This is a genomic window from Aliiglaciecola litoralis, assembly GCF_039523355.1.
In the GTDB taxonomy this organism is placed as follows: domain Bacteria; phylum Pseudomonadota; class Gammaproteobacteria; order Enterobacterales; family Alteromonadaceae; genus Aliiglaciecola; species Aliiglaciecola litoralis.
In genome coordinates, this window is sequence record NZ_BAAAFD010000001.1 from 460,041 (window position 1) to 478,104 (window position 18,064).

Here is an 18,064-nt window from a genome sequence, read left to right on the forward strand (position 1 = left end):
CATGCAAAACAAAATATGCCCTCATATTCAGAGGGCATTAAATATCGTATTTCCTAAAGAAAACTTATTAATTCTTAGTAAAAACGCAGTTATTGGAAAATTAGCTTACACCGATTTTTCTTCAACGACGGGCTCAGGCATGTCTTCGCTGTCTAGTAACATCGCAATCCACTCGGTGTCGGGATTAGATTCTAAGGCTATTTTGACGATCATGGTCAAAGGTACAGATAGCAACATACCGACTGTGCCGAGCAGCCACCCCCAGAAAATCAGAGACAAAAATACCACCAAGGTTGACAATCCAAGTCCCCTGCCTAAAAACTTCGGCTCTACCACATTGCCCATCACCGTATTGCTTACCACATAACCTAGGGCTGCTAAACCGGCAATTGCAGGGCCTAATTGCACAAAGGCCAATAGTACCGCTGGCACTGCCGCAATAATCGAACCGATATTTGGAATGTAATTAAACAGAAACGCCAGCACCGCCCACAACATGAAGTGATCGACCCCCAAAATATACAACCACACGCCAATGATCGCACCGGTGGCGATACTCACCAGCGTTTTGATCACCAAGTAATTTTTCACCGACAGTAAAAACTTGTCGATTTTTTGTATTTTCATCAACGGATCATCCAGTGCGATATGGATCTTTTTAGGCACTGACTCTGCTTCAAATAACATAAAAACAACGGTTAATAAGATCAATAGAAAGTTTGTCAGCACACCGCCTAAACTGGTAAGCAGATTGGTCGCCAAGTTCATAGCGACACCGGGATCAAGATAGGAAACCAGCATTTCGGTATTGAGCTCTAAATTAAATAGCTGCTCCAGTTTATCGGTTATCCAAACCAACTCGCTGCTTAATTGCTGTTTGTATGTTGGTAGGTTCTGCCGGAATTCAGCCATTGAATTACCCACCAGCCCAGCCATCATAAATCCAAAAATAACAATCATCAGTATAACTAGTATCACCGACAACCATCTAGGAACGCGATATTTAGAGGCCCAAGTGATGATCGGATTGCACGACATGGCAATAAACACTGACAATAAAAAAGGCACTACAATTGCGCTGGCTGATTTTATGCCCGCAAGTACAATAATCAGGCAGGCACTTACTAATAGGGCTTTAACAGCAGTGGGCGATTTAATATCCATTTAGGCTCGCATTGATAAACTAAAACGATGAGCACAAACTAGCAGATAATCATGCAATTGAAAACGTAACAGCAACGATTAAATCGCTATTCATATTATAGTTAGCTAATCTATCAACAGCGGTGATAAAACGGACTGATGAGTCTCTCTATCCCAAGGAGCTTTGAACAATGCAACATATATTAATTACCGGCGGTACAGGATTAATAGGTCGAGCGCTGATAGACAAATTGACTGGTCCGGATTATAAAATTACGGTGCTGACACGCCATCCCAAGGCGGCTAAAAGCAGCTTGCCTGCTTCGACTAAACTCATAACGAGTTTGCAAGAATTATCTAACTTAAACGATGTGGATGCGGTTATTAATTTGGCTGGCGAACCCATTGTAAACAAACGTTGGAGTACTGCGCAAAAACATAAAATTGAACAGAGCCGATTTGCCACAACCGAGTCATTGGTTAATTTAATCAACAAAAGCAACCCCCCTCCGAGTGTGTTTATCAGTGGCTCTGCCATTGGTTATTATGGCCGGCAAGATGAACACCCAATCGATGAGAGTTTCGATTCTCCGCATCCAGAATACAGCCATACATTGTGTAAAACCTGGGAAAACATTGCCTTTCAAGCTCAATCGGAGCGAACTCGGGTTTGCCTGTTGCGCACGGGGATAGTGTTATCTGGCCAAGGTGGTGCATTGAGCAAAATGGTGTTGCCATTCAAATTAGGCTTAGGCGGACCAATCGGCGATGGCAAACACATTATGTCGTGGATCCATATTGATGACATGGTCGATGGCATTTTATTTTTATTACGTCAAAAAAAATGCCAAGGGGTGTACAACTTCACCGCGCCTAATGCCGTATCCAATCGCGTATTTTCTAAAGCATTAGCCAGTGCAGTGAATCGCCCATGCGTACTATTCACGCCCAAATTGGTGTTAACACTGGCGATGGGAGAAATGGCAGATTTACTGATCTACGGACAAAATGTGGTGCCAAGACGATTGCTTGAAGACGGTTTTACTTTTATCTACACCGATATTGATGAGGCATTCAATAGCCTGTCATTGTGAGCCTAAGCTCGGCAAAGCCTTAATTTACACAAAAAAATAGCGAAGCAGCACGCTTCGCTATATGAGAATGAATGAGCGCCTTCGGCGGTTAAACCATTTTGCGCAGCAACTGACTTGTATTGAGCGTTAACAATCGCCAACAGCCCGCAGCGCCTAATATACCCACGACTAACGCGCCAACCACAGGAGCAATTATCCAGTACGCATAATGTAGTGAGCCTTCCATCTGAAAGATTTGGGTTTGTAACAGGTATAAGGTCAGTTCATTAGCTAGCGCTGCCATGGCGCCTGCCACTACTCCGATGATAACAAACTCGTATACCACGCTTGCTCTGATCAAACTGCCCTTAGCCCCCAAGGTACGTAATATCGCGAGTTCTTGTTGGCGTTCATCCATGCTTGCCTGAACTTGAGCAATGAGCACTAATGAGCCTGCGACCAACACCAAGATCAAAATAAACTCAACTGCCAAAGACACCTGATCCACGATTGCCCGCAATTGATTTATACGCGCGTCCACATCGAACAAAGTGATACTGGCGTAGGGTCGCATCAAAGTCGAAATCTTAGCTTTTTGATCCGACGGCAGATTAAAGCTGGTGATGTAGGTCGGCAAAAAAGATCCCATCACTTCTGGCTGCAGCACAAAAAAGAAATTGGGCTGCATGGTTTGCCAATTGACTTCGCGCAAACTGGTCACTTTGACATTGATCACTTCACTGCCAATATTAAACGTCAGAATATCATCTAATTTTATGTTCAACCGATCTGCAATTCGCTCTTCAACTGACACCCCAAAAGGTTCTTTCGTTGTCGAACCGTCAAACCATTTTCCGGCGACAATGCGATTGCCATTTTGCAGCGTATTACTCCAAGTTAAATTCGCTTCTCGACCTAATCCATTGCGTCCTTGTGATGGTTTATCGTCGTCTTCTTTGGTCACTTCGGTACGGATTTTTTCATCGTTAATGGCCACAAAACGCGCTCGCACCACAGGGTAAAAAACGTCTGTTTCTACGCCATTTTGAGCGAAATGATCTTGCAGTCCTGGGCGCTGACTTTCAGTGATATTACTGAGGAAATAATTCGGTGTACCTTGGGGTAATTGATCCCGCCACTGAGACACCATATCGTTACGCATAACCAACACAACCAGCAGCAGCATTATGGTTACAGAGAAACTGATCAACTGCACACTGTTACCCATTGCACGTCGTTTAATGCGCGCCCATGCCAATTGCCAAGCCCCCATTTTGCCTTGTCCAAGCTTACGACCAAGGGCAATCAAACCGTAAGTAATAGCCAAGAGTGCGCACACCAAGACAATGCCAGAGACAAACAGAATAAGGCTGATTTTGATGTTCTGACTGTAAGCCCACATGAGTAGCAAAATAGCTGAACCAGTGGCACCAAACTGCACAATTCGCGAACTCATGCCTGCGCCTAAGTCGCGTCGCAATACCCTAAGTGGAGGAACGGAAAATAACTTAAGCAGCGGATATAGAGAAAATAATACTGCGCAAATCACGCCGGTAAACACAGCAATGAATAACGGACGCCAATGCCACACGTCGAGCGACACTGCGACTTTATCCGCAATGGCACTGACCACAATCTGTTGAATGATCAAGCCTGCGATCGCACCAAGCACAATACCTAATAAGGTGATAAAGGAGATTTGATAAAGATAAACCCGTTGCACCATAGACTTGCTGGCACCCAAGGTTTTCATGATCGCCACGGGATCATAATGACGTTGACTGTAACGCTGTGCGGCCACCGCTATGGACACAGCAGCTAATACTATGGCAAGAAGACTAGCGAGCAAGAAGTATTGCTCTGCGCGTCCTACAGAGCGCCCTATGGGGGAATCATCGTCCTCGACTGACATCCAGAAATGAAGTTCACGATCAAGTTGTGGTTCCAACCACGCGTAATAATCATCCAACACAGATGACTCGCCGGTGAAAAAGTAAGTATAACTGACACGACTGCCAGGCCCGGTGATATTAGTCGCTTCAAGATCACCATAGCCGATCAATACTTTAGGGTTGCCGCCAAACACACTAAAACCAGAGTCAGGCACTTCGGTGAGCACCCGAGTTAAGGTAAACTCGCTATCCCCTACTTCTATGCTATCGCCAAGTTTCACGCCTAATGCTTGAAACAAGCGAGATTCAGCCCAAGCTTCACCTGCTGCCGGTAACTCCTCAGTCACTTGTCCTAATCCAAAGGGTTGCAACGAGGTTTTGAGTTCTCCTTTTAACGGATAGCCTTGATCTGCAGCGCGTAGATTGGTTAGCGTCATTTGCTGATTACCGAAGGCCATTGAGCGTGCATAAACCTGTTTGGTGGTGTTAAGTCCCATTTCAGTGGCTTTGGATATCCACTGTGGGTCCACCGGTTTATCGGCGTCTAACAATCTATCTGCGGCAATAAACTCTGCGGTTTGGTCAGTCAGCGCACTTTGTAATCGTTCGCTAAATAACGACAATGACAAAACCGAAGCAACTGACAATACGATGGCGAACAATATGATCGTTAATTCGCCGCGTTTAGCTTCATGTTTAAATAATCGCCAAGCTAAATTAAATGCGTTATTCATGTTAGCTTGCCTGCTGTTGCTGAGCGTCATTTGCCGAGGCGCCTGTTGACTCCTCACTAGTGATTTCAGTTAACTCACCGGCATGCATATGCAACTGCCGTTGACACTTGCTCGCCAGCTCAGGATCATGGGTGACTAATACCAGTGTCGTGTCTGACTCGCGATTCAATTCAAACAACAACTTCTCGACCTTGTCACTATTGGCGGCATCAAGATTTCCGGTGGGTTCATCGGCAAACAGTATTTTGGGTTTGGTTATAAACGCGCGGGCGATGGCTACACGCTGCTGCTCACCACCGGAAAGTTGATTCGGGTAATGGGTACCACGATGTCCCAAGCCGACTTGCTCTAAAATCTGCTGTCCCAATTGCTTAGCATTGTCTAAACCTGCGATCTCTGCTGGCAACATAATATTTTCCAACGCCGTAAGACTTTGCACCAACATAAAGCTTTGGAATATAAATCCTACTTTTTCGCCGCGCAGTCTGGCACGTTGCTCTTCGTCCATGCTATGCAGCCCTGCTCCATCAAGATAGATTTCGCCCTCACTGACCTGATCCAGACCAGCAAGCAAACTCAGCAAGGTTGATTTTCCGGAGCCTGACGCACCTACAATGGCAACTGACTCACCCGCCTTGACATTGAAGCTAATAGGCTGAAGGATCTGAAGTTGCCCTTCACTCGTATTAACTGTTTTACTGATGTGTTTGGTTTCTATCATTACATTTGGAGTCGTTGTCATAGTGCACTTATGGTTACAAAGAGACGTGTTTCGTCTATTAAAATTAATATTACTGTTTATACCGCTGATTGCTTTTTCAGATCACATATTGGCACAACAAGCCGAGAAGGAAAACCGCCCAAAAATTCTTGTGTTAGGTGACAGCCTAAGCGCTGCCTATGGATTACGCCAAGAACAAGGTTGGGTTAGTTTGTTACAAAATGCGTGGCAGCCACAAGGTATAAGCGTTGTAAACGCCGCAATAAGCGGTGAAACAACCGATGGCGGTCTTGCCAGACTACCTAGATTGCTGGAACAGCATTCACCCACGCATTTATATATCGAGTTGGGTGGAAATGATGGGTTGCAAGGGCATCCCGTGACAAAAATGCAAGCCAACATCCAATCGATGATCGATATGGCTAAGCAACAAAATATCCAAGTGGTATTGCAACAAATGCAGATCCCTAGCAATTACGGCAGGCGCTACAATCAGATGTTCACGGGTATGTATGATGATTTGGCGGCAAAAAATGGGGTACCACTTGTGCCGTTCTTTTTACAAGATATTGCACTGGATAAATCCTTGATGCAGCGTGACGGCATCCATCCTGGATTGGCAGCGCAATCGATGATTGCTGAATTTATGCAAAAGCAGTTTAAACCGATTTTAGCGGAATAATCCCAAACGAGTAAATTAACGGTAAGTTATTTCGATAGCCGATTTTTTGAGCTATATTTAAACCAACGTCATAGCAATAAGCGAGGTCAAGTAGCATGGAAATCGGCACTACAGCCAACAGTGCAGTGGCACAGGTAGCAGCAGAGCAACAGTCTAGGCAGGTGGAAAATAATTCGCGCCAGACTAATCTCGAAACACCTAGCACGCAACCTACGGCACAAAATAACCCAACACAGGATTCACGAGTTGGGTCGGTCATCAATACACAAGCGTAGATTGGGCAGTGAATACCGCTGTCAGTAAAATTAAAAGCGAATGATCATCACGGGACCTTGAGGTCCCGTTTTGCTTTTATATAGCTCAATGCAAGAATAATCTAATGAATGTTCAAGCCATTGCGCGTCGCAAATTAATGCAATATTTGGCTGCCAGTCCTTTGTTAGCCCCCCTTATTCCGGCAAAGGTTCTAGCAGCAACTCGGCTGATACAAGGTCCCGGTAAAGCTGCATTATCTGATCAATCACTGTTTAGTTTAATTCAAGATCCCTTGGTAGCGCTCGATGCGTTTGTGTTTGAAAGAATCGACAAACAAAGACTGACAACGTAATTGGCGTTGTCGTAGCTTACTACTTTTATAAAGACACTCACATTTCCAACCTTATATTTAATCAGGAGAAAAAGTATGAACATCAGAAAACATGGACTATCAATCGGTATTGAGAGAGTTGGAAGTGATTTTTTTCTTTCGTTTAAGGCGATTGGCAAGCTTACTCATGAAGATTACGAAATAATTACTCCGATGATTGACTCTGCATTAACTGGGATCAGAACGCCAAAAATAAAAGCATTGATTGACGCTACTGAGTTAGAAGGATGGGAATTAAGAGCTGCATGGGATGACTTTAAGTTAGGGTTAAAATATGGCGCTGAATTTGACAAAGTCGCAATTTTTGGAAACAAAAATTGGCCTAAAATCACTGAAAAAATTGGCTCTTGGTTTATTACCGGTGAAGTCAAATACTTTGAAAATCAGGAAGATGCATTAGATTGGTTGGATAAATAACCTAACAACGTCACTTTACATCGACATTTTGTTACCTTCTACAAACTGCCCGTTTTAGCGCTTGCTAAAGTCTGACCGCAACGTGTAATGAGAGTAACAAGGGACAGTGAGCTTTAGCACTTAACATGATCCCTGTTTGTTAAAACTTGTTCAACAAATCACAAAGCTACGGCCACAAAAAATGGAGGATATGCGAAACAGATCCTCCATTAGATATCAACCCAAGCAAATGCTCAGTTTAATTGTCAAACGACACGCCTTAAAGGTAATCAAGGGCGCTGGTAGTGGACCGTTTTATCCGTCGCGACCTTAAGGTACCTATCTCGCAGTTTAGACTGACGCGAACTCATATCGGTAATTTCGCCATTAATTAACACCATTTCAGCATTATGTGTCACTTCCAAAGGATCGCCCGACCAAATCACCACATCGGCACGTTTACCAGTCTCAATACTACCTATGCTTTCACTCACGCCATAGATTTTAGCGGGGTTAATGGTTAAAGCTGCAAGGCCTGCATCCCAAGGTAAACCGTGAGATACCGCATTACCTGCGTGTTGCTTAGCGAGTCGAATATTGTGAGTATTCATGCCAATCGCAACCGTCACGCCGGCTTCATGCAGTCGTGCCGCATTTTGCAAAGTGGCCGCAAGTTGATCAAACTCATAGGGTAAATTAGATTCAGGATTCAAAATAACCGCAATATTGGCTTGAGCCAGTTGCTTGGCTACCTTCCAGCCTTCAGTGGCTTTCAATATAACGATCTTTAACGTTGGGCGGCGTTTCTTTAGCGCAATGATTTGCAGCAAATCGGCTTGACGATGCGCTTCGATTAACAATGGCACTTCGCCTTTCACTACGCCTGCAAGCGCCTGAGCATCAGCAACGGATGTGATCCCATGCCAATCGGTTTGTGGCGTAAAGGTTTTACCCAGTGCGTAGTCGGCTTCCGCTAGAGCCTGCTCTAAGGATACCCACAAGCTTGCACGAGAGCCGCCAGTGTCATCTGCACCATTGTTGTCGACGCCTGTGGTCACAAATGCCGTCCCCTTAAGAATAGGATCAGTATTATCAGCCAAGCTAATAATCGCGCCTTGACCGCGGAAAAGCTGGGACGTATTTGCCATACTGGTTGCCGCTGAGGTGATCCCTTCAACTCGTGAAATCGCCATTAAGCTTGATGCGGGGTTAACTGCGTAACTTACGTCAAGTGCTGCGCCCGTATGCGAGATAGCAGTTGCCTCAGAACGACTATCTACTGTGCCCGCCGAAGCGCCAACTTCAACCAATCCCAATGACGTGTATGCGCCAAACAAACCCGGCGTCACCACTTTGCCTTTTGCATCAATTACCTGATATCCCGCCAAAGCAGGTGTAGGCGACATCACTTGTTGAATTTTGCCATCTTTTATCAACACAGTGGCGTTTTGCACACTACCTTGATCAGACATGGTGTGCACTGTCGCGTTAATAATAGCGATATTAGCTGCCATAACCGGCAAACAAACTAGCCCTGCAAGGGATGTAGCTAACTTTAATAAGGTTCTCATTTGCTGTCTCCTTCACCTGGTTGTCCCAATTCAAAATCACTCACCGGCCAGCTACTGGGATCATTTCGATCAAAGGCTAACGCACCGTCAATATAGACATGTACAGGTTTAGCATAGGTCGAGAATGGATCTGAGCTCCACAGCACAACATCGGCATTTTTACCCACTTCGAGCGAGCCTGTTTGTTCAAAAATACCCAATGATTTGGCAGGGTTAGCCGATAACCATTGCCATGCATCAGCTTGCGAAATGTCCAAGCCTACGCGTTTACCATCAGCCCATGCTTTGGCAGCTTCTTGATTAAGCCGTTGAATTCCTTGATCACTATCGGAGTGGACAATGGCACAAGCACCGGCTGCATGAACCATTGGAATATTTTCCTTGATGCCATCATAGGCTTCCATTTTGAATCCCCACCAATCTGCCCACATAGATGAGCAGACATTGTTTTCTGCCAATAAGTCGGCAATCTTGTAGGACTCAACCGCGTGGTGGAATGAACCAATTTGATAATTGAACTCTTTCATCACGTCAAGCATGGTGCCCATATCGTCAGCTCGGTAACAATGCATATGCACTATTATTTCACCGTCGAGCACTCCAGCCAGTGTTTCGAGTTTTAAATCTCGTTTGGGGGCTTTGGGATCTTTTCCAGCTTCGTGATCTGCATAATAGCGATCCCAATTCTGTTTATAATCCTGCGCGTCAGCCCATGCCTGGCGATAACCGGCGACATTACCCATTCGAGTGCCCGGCCCGCCCTTTTGACCATAAACACGTTTAGGGTTTTCACCACAGGCCATTTTCATGCCATAAGGTGCGCCCGGAAACTTCATATCTTGAGCCGTACGATTAGGTACGTTCTTCACTGTCACAGCACGTCCACCTACCAAGTTTGCTGATCCTGGTAGTAATTGCATACTGGTTACGCCACCGGCCAATGCCCGATTAAATCCCGGGTCTTGTGGCCAAATCGAATGCTCGGCCCAAACTTGTGCTGTCACCGGATTGGTGGCTTCGTTGCCATCAGAATGAGAGGCGGTTTCAGGCGTTGAATACACCCCAAGGTGACTGTGCACGTCAATAATACCTGGGGTTACCCACTGTCCCTTACCATTGATCACAATAGCGTTATCGGGTGCGCTTAAATCTTCCCCTAACGCTTGGATTTTTCCATCAACCATGAGAATAGCCCCTGAGTCTATTTTACCGCCAATACCATCTAATATGGTCACATTAGTGATGAGGGTCGGCTGGCTTTTCATCGGTTTGTAAGTGCTTGGGAAAGGGTCTTTATTGATCACAACAGGCGCATCTTTTGGCGATTCCGATTCGCTGCAGCCTGTCAAAAACAATCCGCCCATCACGCTAACAAGTAGCGCAGAGGTATAAGTTGGTATTTTCATTGTTTCCTGCCAAGTAGTGGTATGTTTATCTTTGTTATTTTTTCGCATTAATCGCTTAAAAATCAACGTTAAGCATACCAGTTGACGGCAGGAGTTCAATTATCGACGCTGCAGTTCCTCCCATGGGATCTGGCATTCACCTTTTGCAGTCGCAATATAAGCTGACTGGTCAGCAATGGTCACCGAAAGATCCATGGTTCTATCCACCAAACTAGCCAGGTCTGTTATGTGCGACCAATCAAATTGATAAACCTGCACGTTCAGTTGTTCTAGCTTGCTTTTTGCTTGTTGATACCACACCGATGATTTCGTATTAAAGCTATAGACTTTAACCTCGTCTGCCAATCTGGTCGCTTTTTTTATGCGTTCAGGATCAGGTTCGCCGATCTCGATCCAAAGGCTCGTTTGCTCGTCTGGTGTGCGCACCCAAATATCGGGTTCGTCAGCAGTGCTCAATCCTTTGGTTAACGCCAGATCCAGTTGCGCATTTAAGCAGTACGCTAATATCCGCGCCATCATCCTTTCCAAAGTTTCGGATGGATGCTGCGCTACGGTCAGGTTCAAGCTGTCATAATAATCTCGGTCCATATCGGACAAGGCAATGCGAAACTTGTATATAGTTGGTTTAAGCGCCACTGTGTTCTCTTATCGGCAAAGGGTTATTGGATTCAGATGCGTGCTCAGTATCTGGCTGAGCCAAGACTGCAACGATATCTTCAGAGCGCGTCATTGAGCGTATCGTTAAAAACAAACTTTGTGCTTCGCTATATTGTACTTTTAAATAACCAAGCCATTGTTTAATGCGATTGGGATAGTAACGCCCTTTGTCACCAAATATCTCGTAACCCGAGTAATCCAAGAGAAGTTGTTTCACTTGCTGCCAAGACATGGGTTGTTGGTTACCTCGAATCACTTGAGCGAGATTTGGCATCGCCAATGCTCCTCGTCCGAGCATAATATCTTGGCAATGTGATTCTAACTGACACTGTTGCGCATTGGCCTTTGTCCAAATCTCACCGTTGGCGATGATCGGAATTTGCGTATGCGCTTTGATCAAGGCAATGTGCTGCCAATACGCCGGTGGCTTATAGCCCTCAACTTTGGTGCGAGCGTGGATCGCTAAACTGTCTGCGCCCGCTTGTTCAATTGCTTGGGCATTTTCGATTGCCAATGACTTATCATCAAATCCAAGTCGCATTTTGGCAGTAACCTGATGACCTTGCGGTACTGCTTTTCTGACTGCACTGACAATGCTGTACAAGGCGTCGGGCTCTTTTAATAACACCGCCCCGCCCTTGCTTTTGTTCACGGTTTTTGCCGGACAGCCAAAATTTAAATCGACACCATGGGAGCCTAGCTCAATAGCCCTGACCGCATTTTCAGCCAACCAATCGGGCTCTTGGCCAAGTAATTGCACTTTCACCGGCACACCCGACGGCGTCAGACCTTGATTTCTAAGCTCTGGACAAAGGCGGTAATACACTTTTTGCGGTAACAGCTGGTCAACAACTCGTACGAACTCTGTCACACAGTGGTCGAAGCCCCCCACTTGCGTCAACATATCACGCATTAAATGATCAACTACCCCTTCCATCGGGGCTAAAACAATTTTCATATAAAATTAGACAAAGGTTTGAATTGGTAAATGGCCGCGAATTGTAGCAAAAATATGCCAAGGGGATCGGCTAAATTAAGCGCTTAATTAGCGGCTAGAGGTATAACTGGGCTTTCGATTTTTAACGCAGTTTAAAATATGGCGCTTTTGATCTGGGGTTGCGGCTCCCCATTGCAAAATCTCTTCTAGGGTGCGAAAGCAACCGACGCAAATATCCTCATCGTTTAAACAGCAATTACGAATACACGGCGATTCAATCAATAGGTTGCTGTCATTATTCATGGATATTCTCAAGTACCTTTACTTGCTCAACAAACGCTTTAATTTGTTCAGTACTAAACTGCGATCTAATCCGCTCACAAGACGCTGGGTGATGGGCTAAACTGACACCCGTACGATGAGCAACACTAAGGCGAATAGGACGACTTACAAACTCACCACCACAATTGGAACAGACGTTTTTTAGGATCGCATCAACGCACGTTCGACAAAATGTGCATTCGTAACTGCAAATACACGCCTCATCACTATCCGCCGGTAAATCTTTGTCACAAAGCTCATAATTTGGGCGTAGCTGCAGCATTGGACTCTCCTAAATTTAAATGATTTGGAGGTGATATTTTAGACGAGTTTTTCTCATCAATCATATCAGTCCATGCAATGCCGTATGGATCAAATTGTTGCTCGATAGTAGGTTTGATTATTGCAAAGTAAGGAGAGAGATCAAAATCTCTAGGTACAAATAAACTGTGATGGCGGGATTGGAAAAACCAACCTTTTTGTTCCTCTGGATGAGCAATTTTATCCGGCAAAATAGGATACTTAACACTTTGAAAACACTGAGCAAGCAAAGATGAGCAAATAGCCCGGGTGGGATCGCCACTCCCCAAAGTTAACATGCGCTTGCGCCAACCAACCGGTACAGGCGGGGTTTGTATCAAAAAACGGGCCAGATCAATCACATTTTTGGTGTCGTATTGATCACCAAGTTTAGTTTTGGCAAATTCAACTACAGCGTCGATGTCTACAGGTTTAAGTCCCACAGGACGACACAGACGCGTACCCTGATCACTGTAAAAACTGAGAGGTACAGTACGTACCCCTTCTACGACATCTGCTTCGAGTAATAGAATTTGGTCGCCGTTAGGAGCATCATTATCCCGTTGGTCGTTGATACACAAAGTAGCGTGAGACCAAGTTGATTGCGTTAGATATTTAATTGCGGTACTGACACGACTTACCCCATCAATCAATAAGACGTCACCTTTTCGAATCGTTTTCGCTAAGGCATGAGGCTCACACGTTGTTTTACTTTGGTAAGTAGCGCTGGGCTTTTGTAGATACTTTGCTATTTGCTTGCCCAGCCAATTCATCGGGTTCAATGACAACATCTCGATATATTGGTGAAAGTGATAATATGCAACAGCAAGCGCAGCTCTGCAAATTTACCTTCTCCAATGTCATCAACAAAGGTTAACTATTAATACTTTACCGTATCGGATCTTCATTACGCACTTGCAATTTAACGGTGAGGTAATGAGGACACCCATGTTAAGAAGCTGTTATGAGGACACCCATGTTAGTGTTATGAGGACACCCATGTTAGAGCTTTGCAGCTGAAAAGGGAGGTAATGAGGACACCCATGTTAGAGCTGTTATGAGGACACCCATGTTAGGGAGCAGTTATGAGGACACGCATCTTAGAGCTTTGAAGCTGAAAAACATGGATGTCCTCTTAAAGACCTCTTAAAACTTTGGAGTGGGTGTCCTCATATAGACTTCAAGAGTGGGTGTCCTCGTAAAGACTTCCTCTTAGAGACCTCAGGAGTGGGTGTCCTCGTTAAAACTTTATTCTTTTCTAACACCCATAAAAAAAACCGCACTGATGTGCGGTTTTTTCAATTGGCGTCCCCAAGGGGATTCGAACCCCTGTTACCGCCGTGAAAGGGCGGTGTCCTAGGCCTCTAGACGATGGGGACAGAAATTTTGTCACTAAAGCTTCGCTTTAGTAAATTTCTGTTAGGCGAAGTGAGCTCGCGAACTGAGCGACCTTACTTGTCTAACTAATCCATCTATGATTCTGTAAATCGAGCCATCTCTAAAAAGAAATAACATTAACCGTTTTACAAAAACCAACTTTTCTATCTAACTATCTACTTAATCCGCCCAGGAATGTGAATTAAGTGTTCCGTGTTACCGATTAACGGTGACCAAGTACATCCTGTACTGGTTTGTATATGGCGTCCCCAAGGGGATTCGAACCCCTGTTACCGCCGTGAAAGGGCGGTGTCCTAGGCCTCTAGACGATGGGGACAGAAACTTTGCCACTAAAGCTTCGCTTTAGTAAATTTCTGTTAGGCAAAGTGAGCTCGCGAATTGAGCGACCTTACTTGTCTAACATATCCATCTAAGTTCTTGTACAACGATTGGAGCAATATATTTCATTGTTCCTCGTCTTACACAAACTCTAAATTCTTCTTATCATTTGCTTACTGGCCTAGGGGTAGTAAACAATCCATGATATTGGTGGAGCTAGGCGGGATCGAACCGCCGACCTCTTGCATGCCATGCAAGCGCTCTCCCAGCTGAGCTATAGCCCCGTGCTTAATGTCACTAGTTGCATAGCTTTGTCGCTAGCTACCATTCCCTGACAGCGGGGCGCATTCTAGGCATCCCTCCTTTTCATGTCAACGATTTTTTTACGAATTTTCTCTGTTCGCTATATATTTAAGCGCTTTGTCGATTCGTTGTTCAACTTGGGGCTTATTTAATAGGTTTAAGGTTACGTCCAATGACGGCGAGTTACCTGACCCAGTGACAGCAACACGTAGCGGCATTCCCACTTTCCCCATGCCGACATCTAATTCTTCTGCCGTTTGGTTAATTGCATTTTGAATTGATTCTGGATTCCACTCATTTAATGCAGACAATTTGTTTTGCACTAATAAAAGCGCGTCTTTCGCAACAGGGCGTAAATGCTTTTTCGCTGCGTTGGCATCAAACTCGTCGTATTCTTGATAGAAATAGCGACTGATCTCAGCTAATTCTTTTAAGGTTTTTACTCGATCAGCTTGGATCTCAATCACCGCTTCTAAAGACGGGCCATTGCTTATATCGATTTGCTGTTGCTCAAAGTGCCATTTGGCATGTTCGGCAACTTCTGAAGCGGGTAATGATTTAATATAATGCTGGTTTAACCAAACGAGTTTATCGGTATTAAATGCCGAGGCTGACTGCCCTATCGCATCTAAATCAAATAACTCAATCATTTCATCCACAGAAAATATTTCTTGATCGCCGTGAGACCACCCTAGCCTCACTAAATAATTCAATAACGCTTGAGGCAAGTAACCGTCATCTCGATATTGCATCACGCTGACTGCGCCGTGACGTTTTGACAGTTTTTTCCCATCATCGCCTAGGATCATCGACACATGTGCGTATTCAGGCACCGGAGCACCCAGTGCTTTGAGGATATTGATTTGACGTGGCGTGTTGTTGATGTGATCTTCGCCACGCACTACGTGTGTAATGCCCATGTCCCAGTCATCCACGACGACGCAGAAATTATAAGTTGGAGTGCCGTCACTGCGTTGAATGATCAAGTCATCAAGCTCAGCGTTGTTAATTTCGATTTTGCCGCGAATATGATCATTAATAACCACAGTGCCACTCAACGGATTTTTAAAGCGAATCGCATAGGGTTGGTCCGTAGGATGGTCAGTTCTGTCTCTCCACGTTCCCGGATAACGAGGCTTCTCACCATTTTCCATTTGCTTTTCGCGAATAGCATCCAACTCATCAGATGGCATAAAGCACTTGTACGCTTTTCCTTCATCTAACAATGTTTTGATAAGCGCTTTATAGCGATCAAACCGCTGCGTTTGGTAATAAGGTCCATCGTCATGATCCAAACCTAACCATGCCATGCCTTCTAATATAGCGTCTATGGCTTCCTGAGTGGATCGTTCAATGTCCGTGTCTTCGATTCGAAGTACAAATTTGCCACCTTTGCTTTTCGCGTACAGCCAAGAGTAAAGTGCTGTTCTTGCGCCACCTACGTGTAAATAACCAGTGGGGCTAGGTGCAAATCGAGTAGTGATAGACATTAACGTGTTTCCTCAGTAAAAAATGTCGGCAGAGTTTACCAGTCACGAGGGCGGATTCAAAAGGTTTATCGGTAAAATAGGACTTAATTAAGCGTGAAAGTAAGCTTATTTTTAGCTGCAATCGAACTAACTACACTACGATTGGCTTAATTAAATGAAAAATCTGTGTTATTTTCGATTTCAATACATTGCTATTTTTCGACAACGCTGTTGTCGTTTTTTCAGCGTCAAGGATCTCGATGTTTCGTTTTTTACCTGCGCTATTATTATCAACTGTAATGTCTTTATACTCCTACGCTATGCCAAATACCGTAGGTTGGCATGCTTACCAAACAGACCACTTTGTTTTATATTCCACTAAATCTAAACAGGCTGTGGAAAAAATTCTGTATGAATTCGAAATATTCCGCGCTTCTGTTCATAACGCATTGGATTTAAAGCAGCAGAAAACCTTGGTGCCCGTCGAAATCTATATATTGGATGATCCTGCCGACTTCACTTACTTTGCACGCAACAACGCGGGTTACTTTCACGATACCGTCTATGGCCCCAAAATCGTGGTTGGCCCTGAACGATTAGATAGTTTATCTGGCCAAACAATTTTATTTCACGAGTACGTGCATTATTTGATGCGCAGCGGCTCAGGATTCCGATACCCGACTTGGTATAACGAAGGTATCGCTGAATATTACTCAACATTAGAGATTAAAGATGATCACGTTGTTGTAGGCAAAGGTACGATTAGAAAGTCATTAAATCAGGGCTCTATTGCGAACATAAACGCGACCATGCAACAAATCGGAACCCATAACATTGGCGATAACAGAAAACGTGATGAATATTATGCAGCCTCTTGGTTACTGGTTAATTTTTTCAGCTTGAGTGCGGTCAACGACTTGCCAGATTATCGCGATCAGCTGATTCAATACCTGATCGCCTTCAATCAAGGTACAAATCATGACACCGCCTTTGCCTCGTCATTTGATATTAAAATGTCTGATTTGAAATCCCAATTAAAAAAATACACACGTAAAAGACGACTTAATCTGGCAAGACTGCCGTTGCCTAGCGTTACTGTCAAAGCGATTGAAAGTGAAGTTTCACCCGCTGACATTAGTCGCGAACTGGCATTTTTAGCGAACCCAAGCTCGGATACTGGCGCTGAGTTAATGGCAAACGCAGTTAGTTTGGATGACGGGGATGCAATGGCCTATATGGCTATCAAATCAGCAGGAAGTAAAGCAGCCGTGACGCAACAATGGATAGATAAAGCGTTATTATCTGATTCGCTAAGTGCTGAAGGTCTTGCTTCAATTGCTATCGCGTATTCAACCTTAGCCAAATACTCGCCAAAGAGCTCGCCAGCGTTATTGACGCAATCTAAACAGTATTTTGAAAAAGCTCTAGCAATTCATAAATTACCGCAAATACACTTCTTTTATCCTGATGTTTTGTGGAAGCTTGGCTTACAACAACAAGCGATTGATCACATAGGCGCAGCCATTATTGCAATGCCAGCCAATATTGCGGTGAACATGAAAGCCGGTGAGTACATGGTTAGAATTAACAATTATCCCTACGCTAGACACTTTATCGGTAACGTGATTAATTGGTCAGAATCTTCGCAAGTCGCCAAAATGGCGCAAGCGTTGTTGAATTTACTGCCAAAAAAATAGCCCATTTATTAGCCAAACAACGATTTTTTCACTATGTAAGGATAGAAACTGACCAGTTAACCAATATTTTTAATTTTTCGGTTGACAGTCAAGAGCGCATATCTATAATAGCGCTCCACTTGCCAAGCACGGCAGGCAGATTTGAAGAAGGACGCTTAGCTCAGTTGGGAGAGCATCGCCCTTACAAGGCGAGGGTCACTGGTTCAAGCCCAGTAGCGTCCACCACTTCTTCAAATCACATTGTTATATATATGGACGCTTAGCTCAGTTGGGAGAGCATCGCCCTTACAAGGCGAGGGTCACTGGTTCAAGCCCAGTAGCGTCCACCACCTTCCCCATGTTTAAATTTTTGTAGCGAGTGTCACTGGTCAAGTCTTTCAGACCGAGCCAGCAGTAGCGT

At 44.6% G+C, this 18,064-nt stretch carries 17 protein-coding genes and 5 tRNA genes; 8 read left to right on the plus strand and 14 right to left on the minus strand.

Features of this window, described 5'->3' with window-relative positions:
- Window positions 1–105 precede the first annotated feature (105 nt).
- Window positions 106–1,164, minus strand: a complete 1,059-nt coding sequence (locus tag ABD036_RS02145; protein WP_343856085.1) for an AI-2E family transporter — start codon at window positions 1,162–1,164, stop codon at window positions 106–108.
- A gap of 170 nt (window positions 1,165–1,334) precedes the next feature.
- Between ABD036_RS02145 and ABD036_RS02150 the strand changes: the two genes are divergently transcribed.
- The gene (locus tag ABD036_RS02150) at window positions 1,335–2,237 is read left to right on the plus strand and encodes a TIGR01777 family oxidoreductase (protein ID WP_343856087.1); all 903 of its coding nucleotides are present in this window, start codon (window positions 1,335–1,337) and stop codon (window positions 2,235–2,237) included.
- Window positions 2,238–2,325: 88 nt separating this feature from the next.
- On the opposite strand, the gene ABD036_RS02155 is transcribed toward ABD036_RS02150, so the two are convergent.
- Both ABD036_RS02155 and ABD036_RS02160 read right to left on the minus strand, forming a co-directional pair.
- Complete coding sequence (locus tag ABD036_RS02155) at window positions 2,326–4,842, minus strand: ABC transporter permease (RefSeq protein ID WP_343856088.1); 2,517 nt, start codon at window positions 4,840–4,842, stop codon at window positions 2,326–2,328.
- A gap of 1 nt (window position 4,843) precedes the next feature.
- Window positions 4,844–5,584, minus strand: a complete 741-nt coding sequence (locus ABD036_RS02160) for an ABC transporter ATP-binding protein (protein WP_425542535.1) — start codon at window positions 5,582–5,584, stop codon at window positions 4,844–4,846.
- A 1-nt stretch (window position 5,585) separates the two neighbouring features.
- Between ABD036_RS02160 and ABD036_RS02165 the strand changes: the two genes are divergently transcribed.
- The 4 genes from ABD036_RS02165 (at window position 5,586) to ABD036_RS02180 (ending at window position 7,308) form a co-directional block, all read left to right on the plus strand.
- Window positions 5,586–6,245: an arylesterase gene (locus ABD036_RS02165; RefSeq protein ID WP_343856090.1), complete on the plus strand. Its 660-nt coding sequence runs from the start codon at window positions 5,586–5,588 to the stop codon at window positions 6,243–6,245.
- Window positions 6,246–6,340: 95 nt separating this feature from the next.
- On the plus strand, window positions 6,341–6,520 hold the full coding sequence (locus tag ABD036_RS02170) for a hypothetical protein (RefSeq protein ID WP_343856091.1): 180 nt from the start codon (window positions 6,341–6,343) through the stop codon (window positions 6,518–6,520).
- Between the two features lie 104 nt (window positions 6,521–6,624).
- Window positions 6,625–6,852: a hypothetical protein gene (locus ABD036_RS02175; protein WP_343856092.1), complete on the plus strand. Its 228-nt coding sequence runs from the start codon at window positions 6,625–6,627 to the stop codon at window positions 6,850–6,852.
- 75 nt (window positions 6,853–6,927) lie between these two features.
- Window positions 6,928–7,308, plus strand: a complete 381-nt coding sequence (locus ABD036_RS02180; protein WP_343856093.1) for a SpoIIAA family protein — start codon at window positions 6,928–6,930, stop codon at window positions 7,306–7,308.
- A gap of 269 nt (window positions 7,309–7,577) precedes the next feature.
- Here ABD036_RS02180 and ABD036_RS02185 read toward each other — a convergent pair whose 3' ends face one another.
- The 11 genes from ABD036_RS02185 to gltX form a co-directional block, all read right to left on the minus strand.
- Complete coding sequence (locus tag ABD036_RS02185; protein WP_343856094.1) at window positions 7,578–8,858, minus strand: amidohydrolase family protein; 1,281 nt, start codon at window positions 8,856–8,858, stop codon at window positions 7,578–7,580.
- Window positions 8,855–10,264 (minus strand): amidohydrolase, encoded by a 1,410-nt coding sequence (locus tag ABD036_RS02190; protein WP_343856095.1) that lies wholly within the window; start codon window positions 10,262–10,264, stop codon window positions 8,855–8,857. The genes ABD036_RS02185 and ABD036_RS02190 overlap by 4 nt, the downstream gene beginning before the upstream one ends.
- 99 nt (window positions 10,265–10,363) lie before the next feature.
- Entirely contained in the window at window positions 10,364–10,900 is a 537-nt protein-coding gene (locus ABD036_RS02195; RefSeq protein ID WP_343856097.1) for a YaeQ family protein, read from the minus strand.
- Complete coding sequence (gene dusC, locus ABD036_RS02200; RefSeq protein WP_343856099.1) at window positions 10,890–11,879, minus strand: tRNA dihydrouridine(16) synthase DusC; 990 nt, start codon at window positions 11,877–11,879, stop codon at window positions 10,890–10,892. The genes ABD036_RS02195 and dusC overlap by 11 nt, the downstream gene beginning before the upstream one ends.
- Before the next feature lie 87 nt (window positions 11,880–11,966).
- Entirely contained in the window at window positions 11,967–12,161 is a 195-nt protein-coding gene (locus tag ABD036_RS02205) for a DUF1289 domain-containing protein (RefSeq protein ID WP_343856101.1), read from the minus strand.
- The gene (locus ABD036_RS02210) at window positions 12,154–12,462 is read right to left on the minus strand and encodes a DUF1272 domain-containing protein (protein WP_343856103.1); all 309 of its coding nucleotides are present in this window, start codon (window positions 12,460–12,462) and stop codon (window positions 12,154–12,156) included. The genes ABD036_RS02205 and ABD036_RS02210 overlap by 8 nt, the downstream gene beginning before the upstream one ends.
- Complete coding sequence (locus ABD036_RS02215) at window positions 12,437–13,270, minus strand: C40 family peptidase (protein WP_343856107.1); 834 nt, start codon at window positions 13,268–13,270, stop codon at window positions 12,437–12,439. The genes ABD036_RS02210 and ABD036_RS02215 overlap by 26 nt, the downstream gene beginning before the upstream one ends.
- A 512-nt stretch (window positions 13,271–13,782) precedes the next feature.
- Window positions 13,783–13,858: transfer RNA gene (locus tag ABD036_RS02220), tRNA-Glu, on the minus strand.
- A gap of 259 nt (window positions 13,859–14,117) precedes the next feature.
- Window positions 14,118–14,193, minus strand: a tRNA-Glu gene (locus ABD036_RS02225).
- A 210-nt stretch (window positions 14,194–14,403) separates the two neighbouring features.
- Window positions 14,404–14,479 (minus strand) — tRNA-Ala (locus tag ABD036_RS02230).
- 99 nt (window positions 14,480–14,578) lie between these two features.
- The gene (gene gltX, locus ABD036_RS02235) at window positions 14,579–15,988 is read right to left on the minus strand and encodes a glutamate--tRNA ligase (RefSeq protein WP_343856109.1); all 1,410 of its coding nucleotides are present in this window, start codon (window positions 15,986–15,988) and stop codon (window positions 14,579–14,581) included.
- A 239-nt stretch (window positions 15,989–16,227) separates the two neighbouring features.
- On the opposite strand from gltX, the gene ABD036_RS02240 reads away from it, so the two are divergent.
- The 3 genes from ABD036_RS02240 (at window position 16,228) to ABD036_RS02250 (ending at window position 17,993) form a co-directional block, all read left to right on the plus strand.
- Window positions 16,228–17,664 (plus strand): hypothetical protein, encoded by a 1,437-nt coding sequence (locus ABD036_RS02240; RefSeq protein ID WP_343856111.1) that lies wholly within the window; start codon window positions 16,228–16,230, stop codon window positions 17,662–17,664.
- A gap of 149 nt (window positions 17,665–17,813) precedes the next feature.
- Window positions 17,814–17,889 (plus strand) — tRNA-Val (locus tag ABD036_RS02245).
- 28 nt (window positions 17,890–17,917) lie between these two features.
- Window positions 17,918–17,993: transfer RNA gene (locus tag ABD036_RS02250), tRNA-Val, on the plus strand.
- Window positions 17,994–18,064 lie beyond the last annotated feature (71 nt).

What these genes read in the sequence shown, in the direction of transcription:
- ABD036_RS02145 (WP_343856085.1), bottom strand. Translation starts at nt 1,164, where the DNA reads ATGGATATTAAATCGCCCACTGCTGTTAAAGCCCTATTAGTAAGTGCC.
- ABD036_RS02150 (WP_343856087.1), top strand. Translation starts at nt 1,335, where the DNA reads ATGCAACATATATTAATTACCGGCGGTACAGGATTAATAGGTCGAGCG.
- ABD036_RS02155 (WP_343856088.1), bottom strand. Translation starts at nt 4,842, where the DNA reads ATGAATAACGCATTTAATTTAGCTTGGCGATTATTTAAACATGAAGCT.
- ABD036_RS02160 (WP_425542535.1), bottom strand. Translation starts at nt 5,584, where the DNA reads ATGACAACGACTCCAAATGTAATGATAGAAACCAAACACATCAGTAAA.
- ABD036_RS02170 (WP_343856091.1), top strand. Translation starts at nt 6,341, where the DNA reads ATGGAAATCGGCACTACAGCCAACAGTGCAGTGGCACAGGTAGCAGCA.
- ABD036_RS02175 (WP_343856092.1), top strand. Translation starts at nt 6,625, where the DNA reads ATGAATGTTCAAGCCATTGCGCGTCGCAAATTAATGCAATATTTGGCT.
- ABD036_RS02180 (WP_343856093.1), top strand. Translation starts at nt 6,928, where the DNA reads ATGAACATCAGAAAACATGGACTATCAATCGGTATTGAGAGAGTTGGA.
- ABD036_RS02185 (WP_343856094.1), bottom strand. Translation starts at nt 8,858, where the DNA reads ATGAGAACCTTATTAAAGTTAGCTACATCCCTTGCAGGGCTAGTTTGT.
- ABD036_RS02190 (WP_343856095.1), bottom strand. Translation starts at nt 10,264, where the DNA reads ATGAAAATACCAACTTATACCTCTGCGCTACTTGTTAGCGTGATGGGC.
- dusC (WP_343856099.1), bottom strand. Translation starts at nt 11,879, where the DNA reads ATGAAAATTGTTTTAGCCCCGATGGAAGGGGTAGTTGATCATTTAATG.
- ABD036_RS02205 (WP_343856101.1), bottom strand. Translation starts at nt 12,161, where the DNA reads ATGAATAATGACAGCAACCTATTGATTGAATCGCCGTGTATTCGTAAT.
- ABD036_RS02210 (WP_343856103.1), bottom strand. Translation starts at nt 12,462, where the DNA reads ATGCTGCAGCTACGCCCAAATTATGAGCTTTGTGACAAAGATTTACCG.
- ABD036_RS02215 (WP_343856107.1), bottom strand. Translation starts at nt 13,270, where the DNA reads ATGTTGTCATTGAACCCGATGAATTGGCTGGGCAAGCAAATAGCAAAG.
- gltX (WP_343856109.1), bottom strand. Translation starts at nt 15,988, where the DNA reads ATGTCTATCACTACTCGATTTGCACCTAGCCCCACTGGTTATTTACAC.
- ABD036_RS02240 (WP_343856111.1), top strand. Translation starts at nt 16,228, where the DNA reads ATGTTTCGTTTTTTACCTGCGCTATTATTATCAACTGTAATGTCTTTA.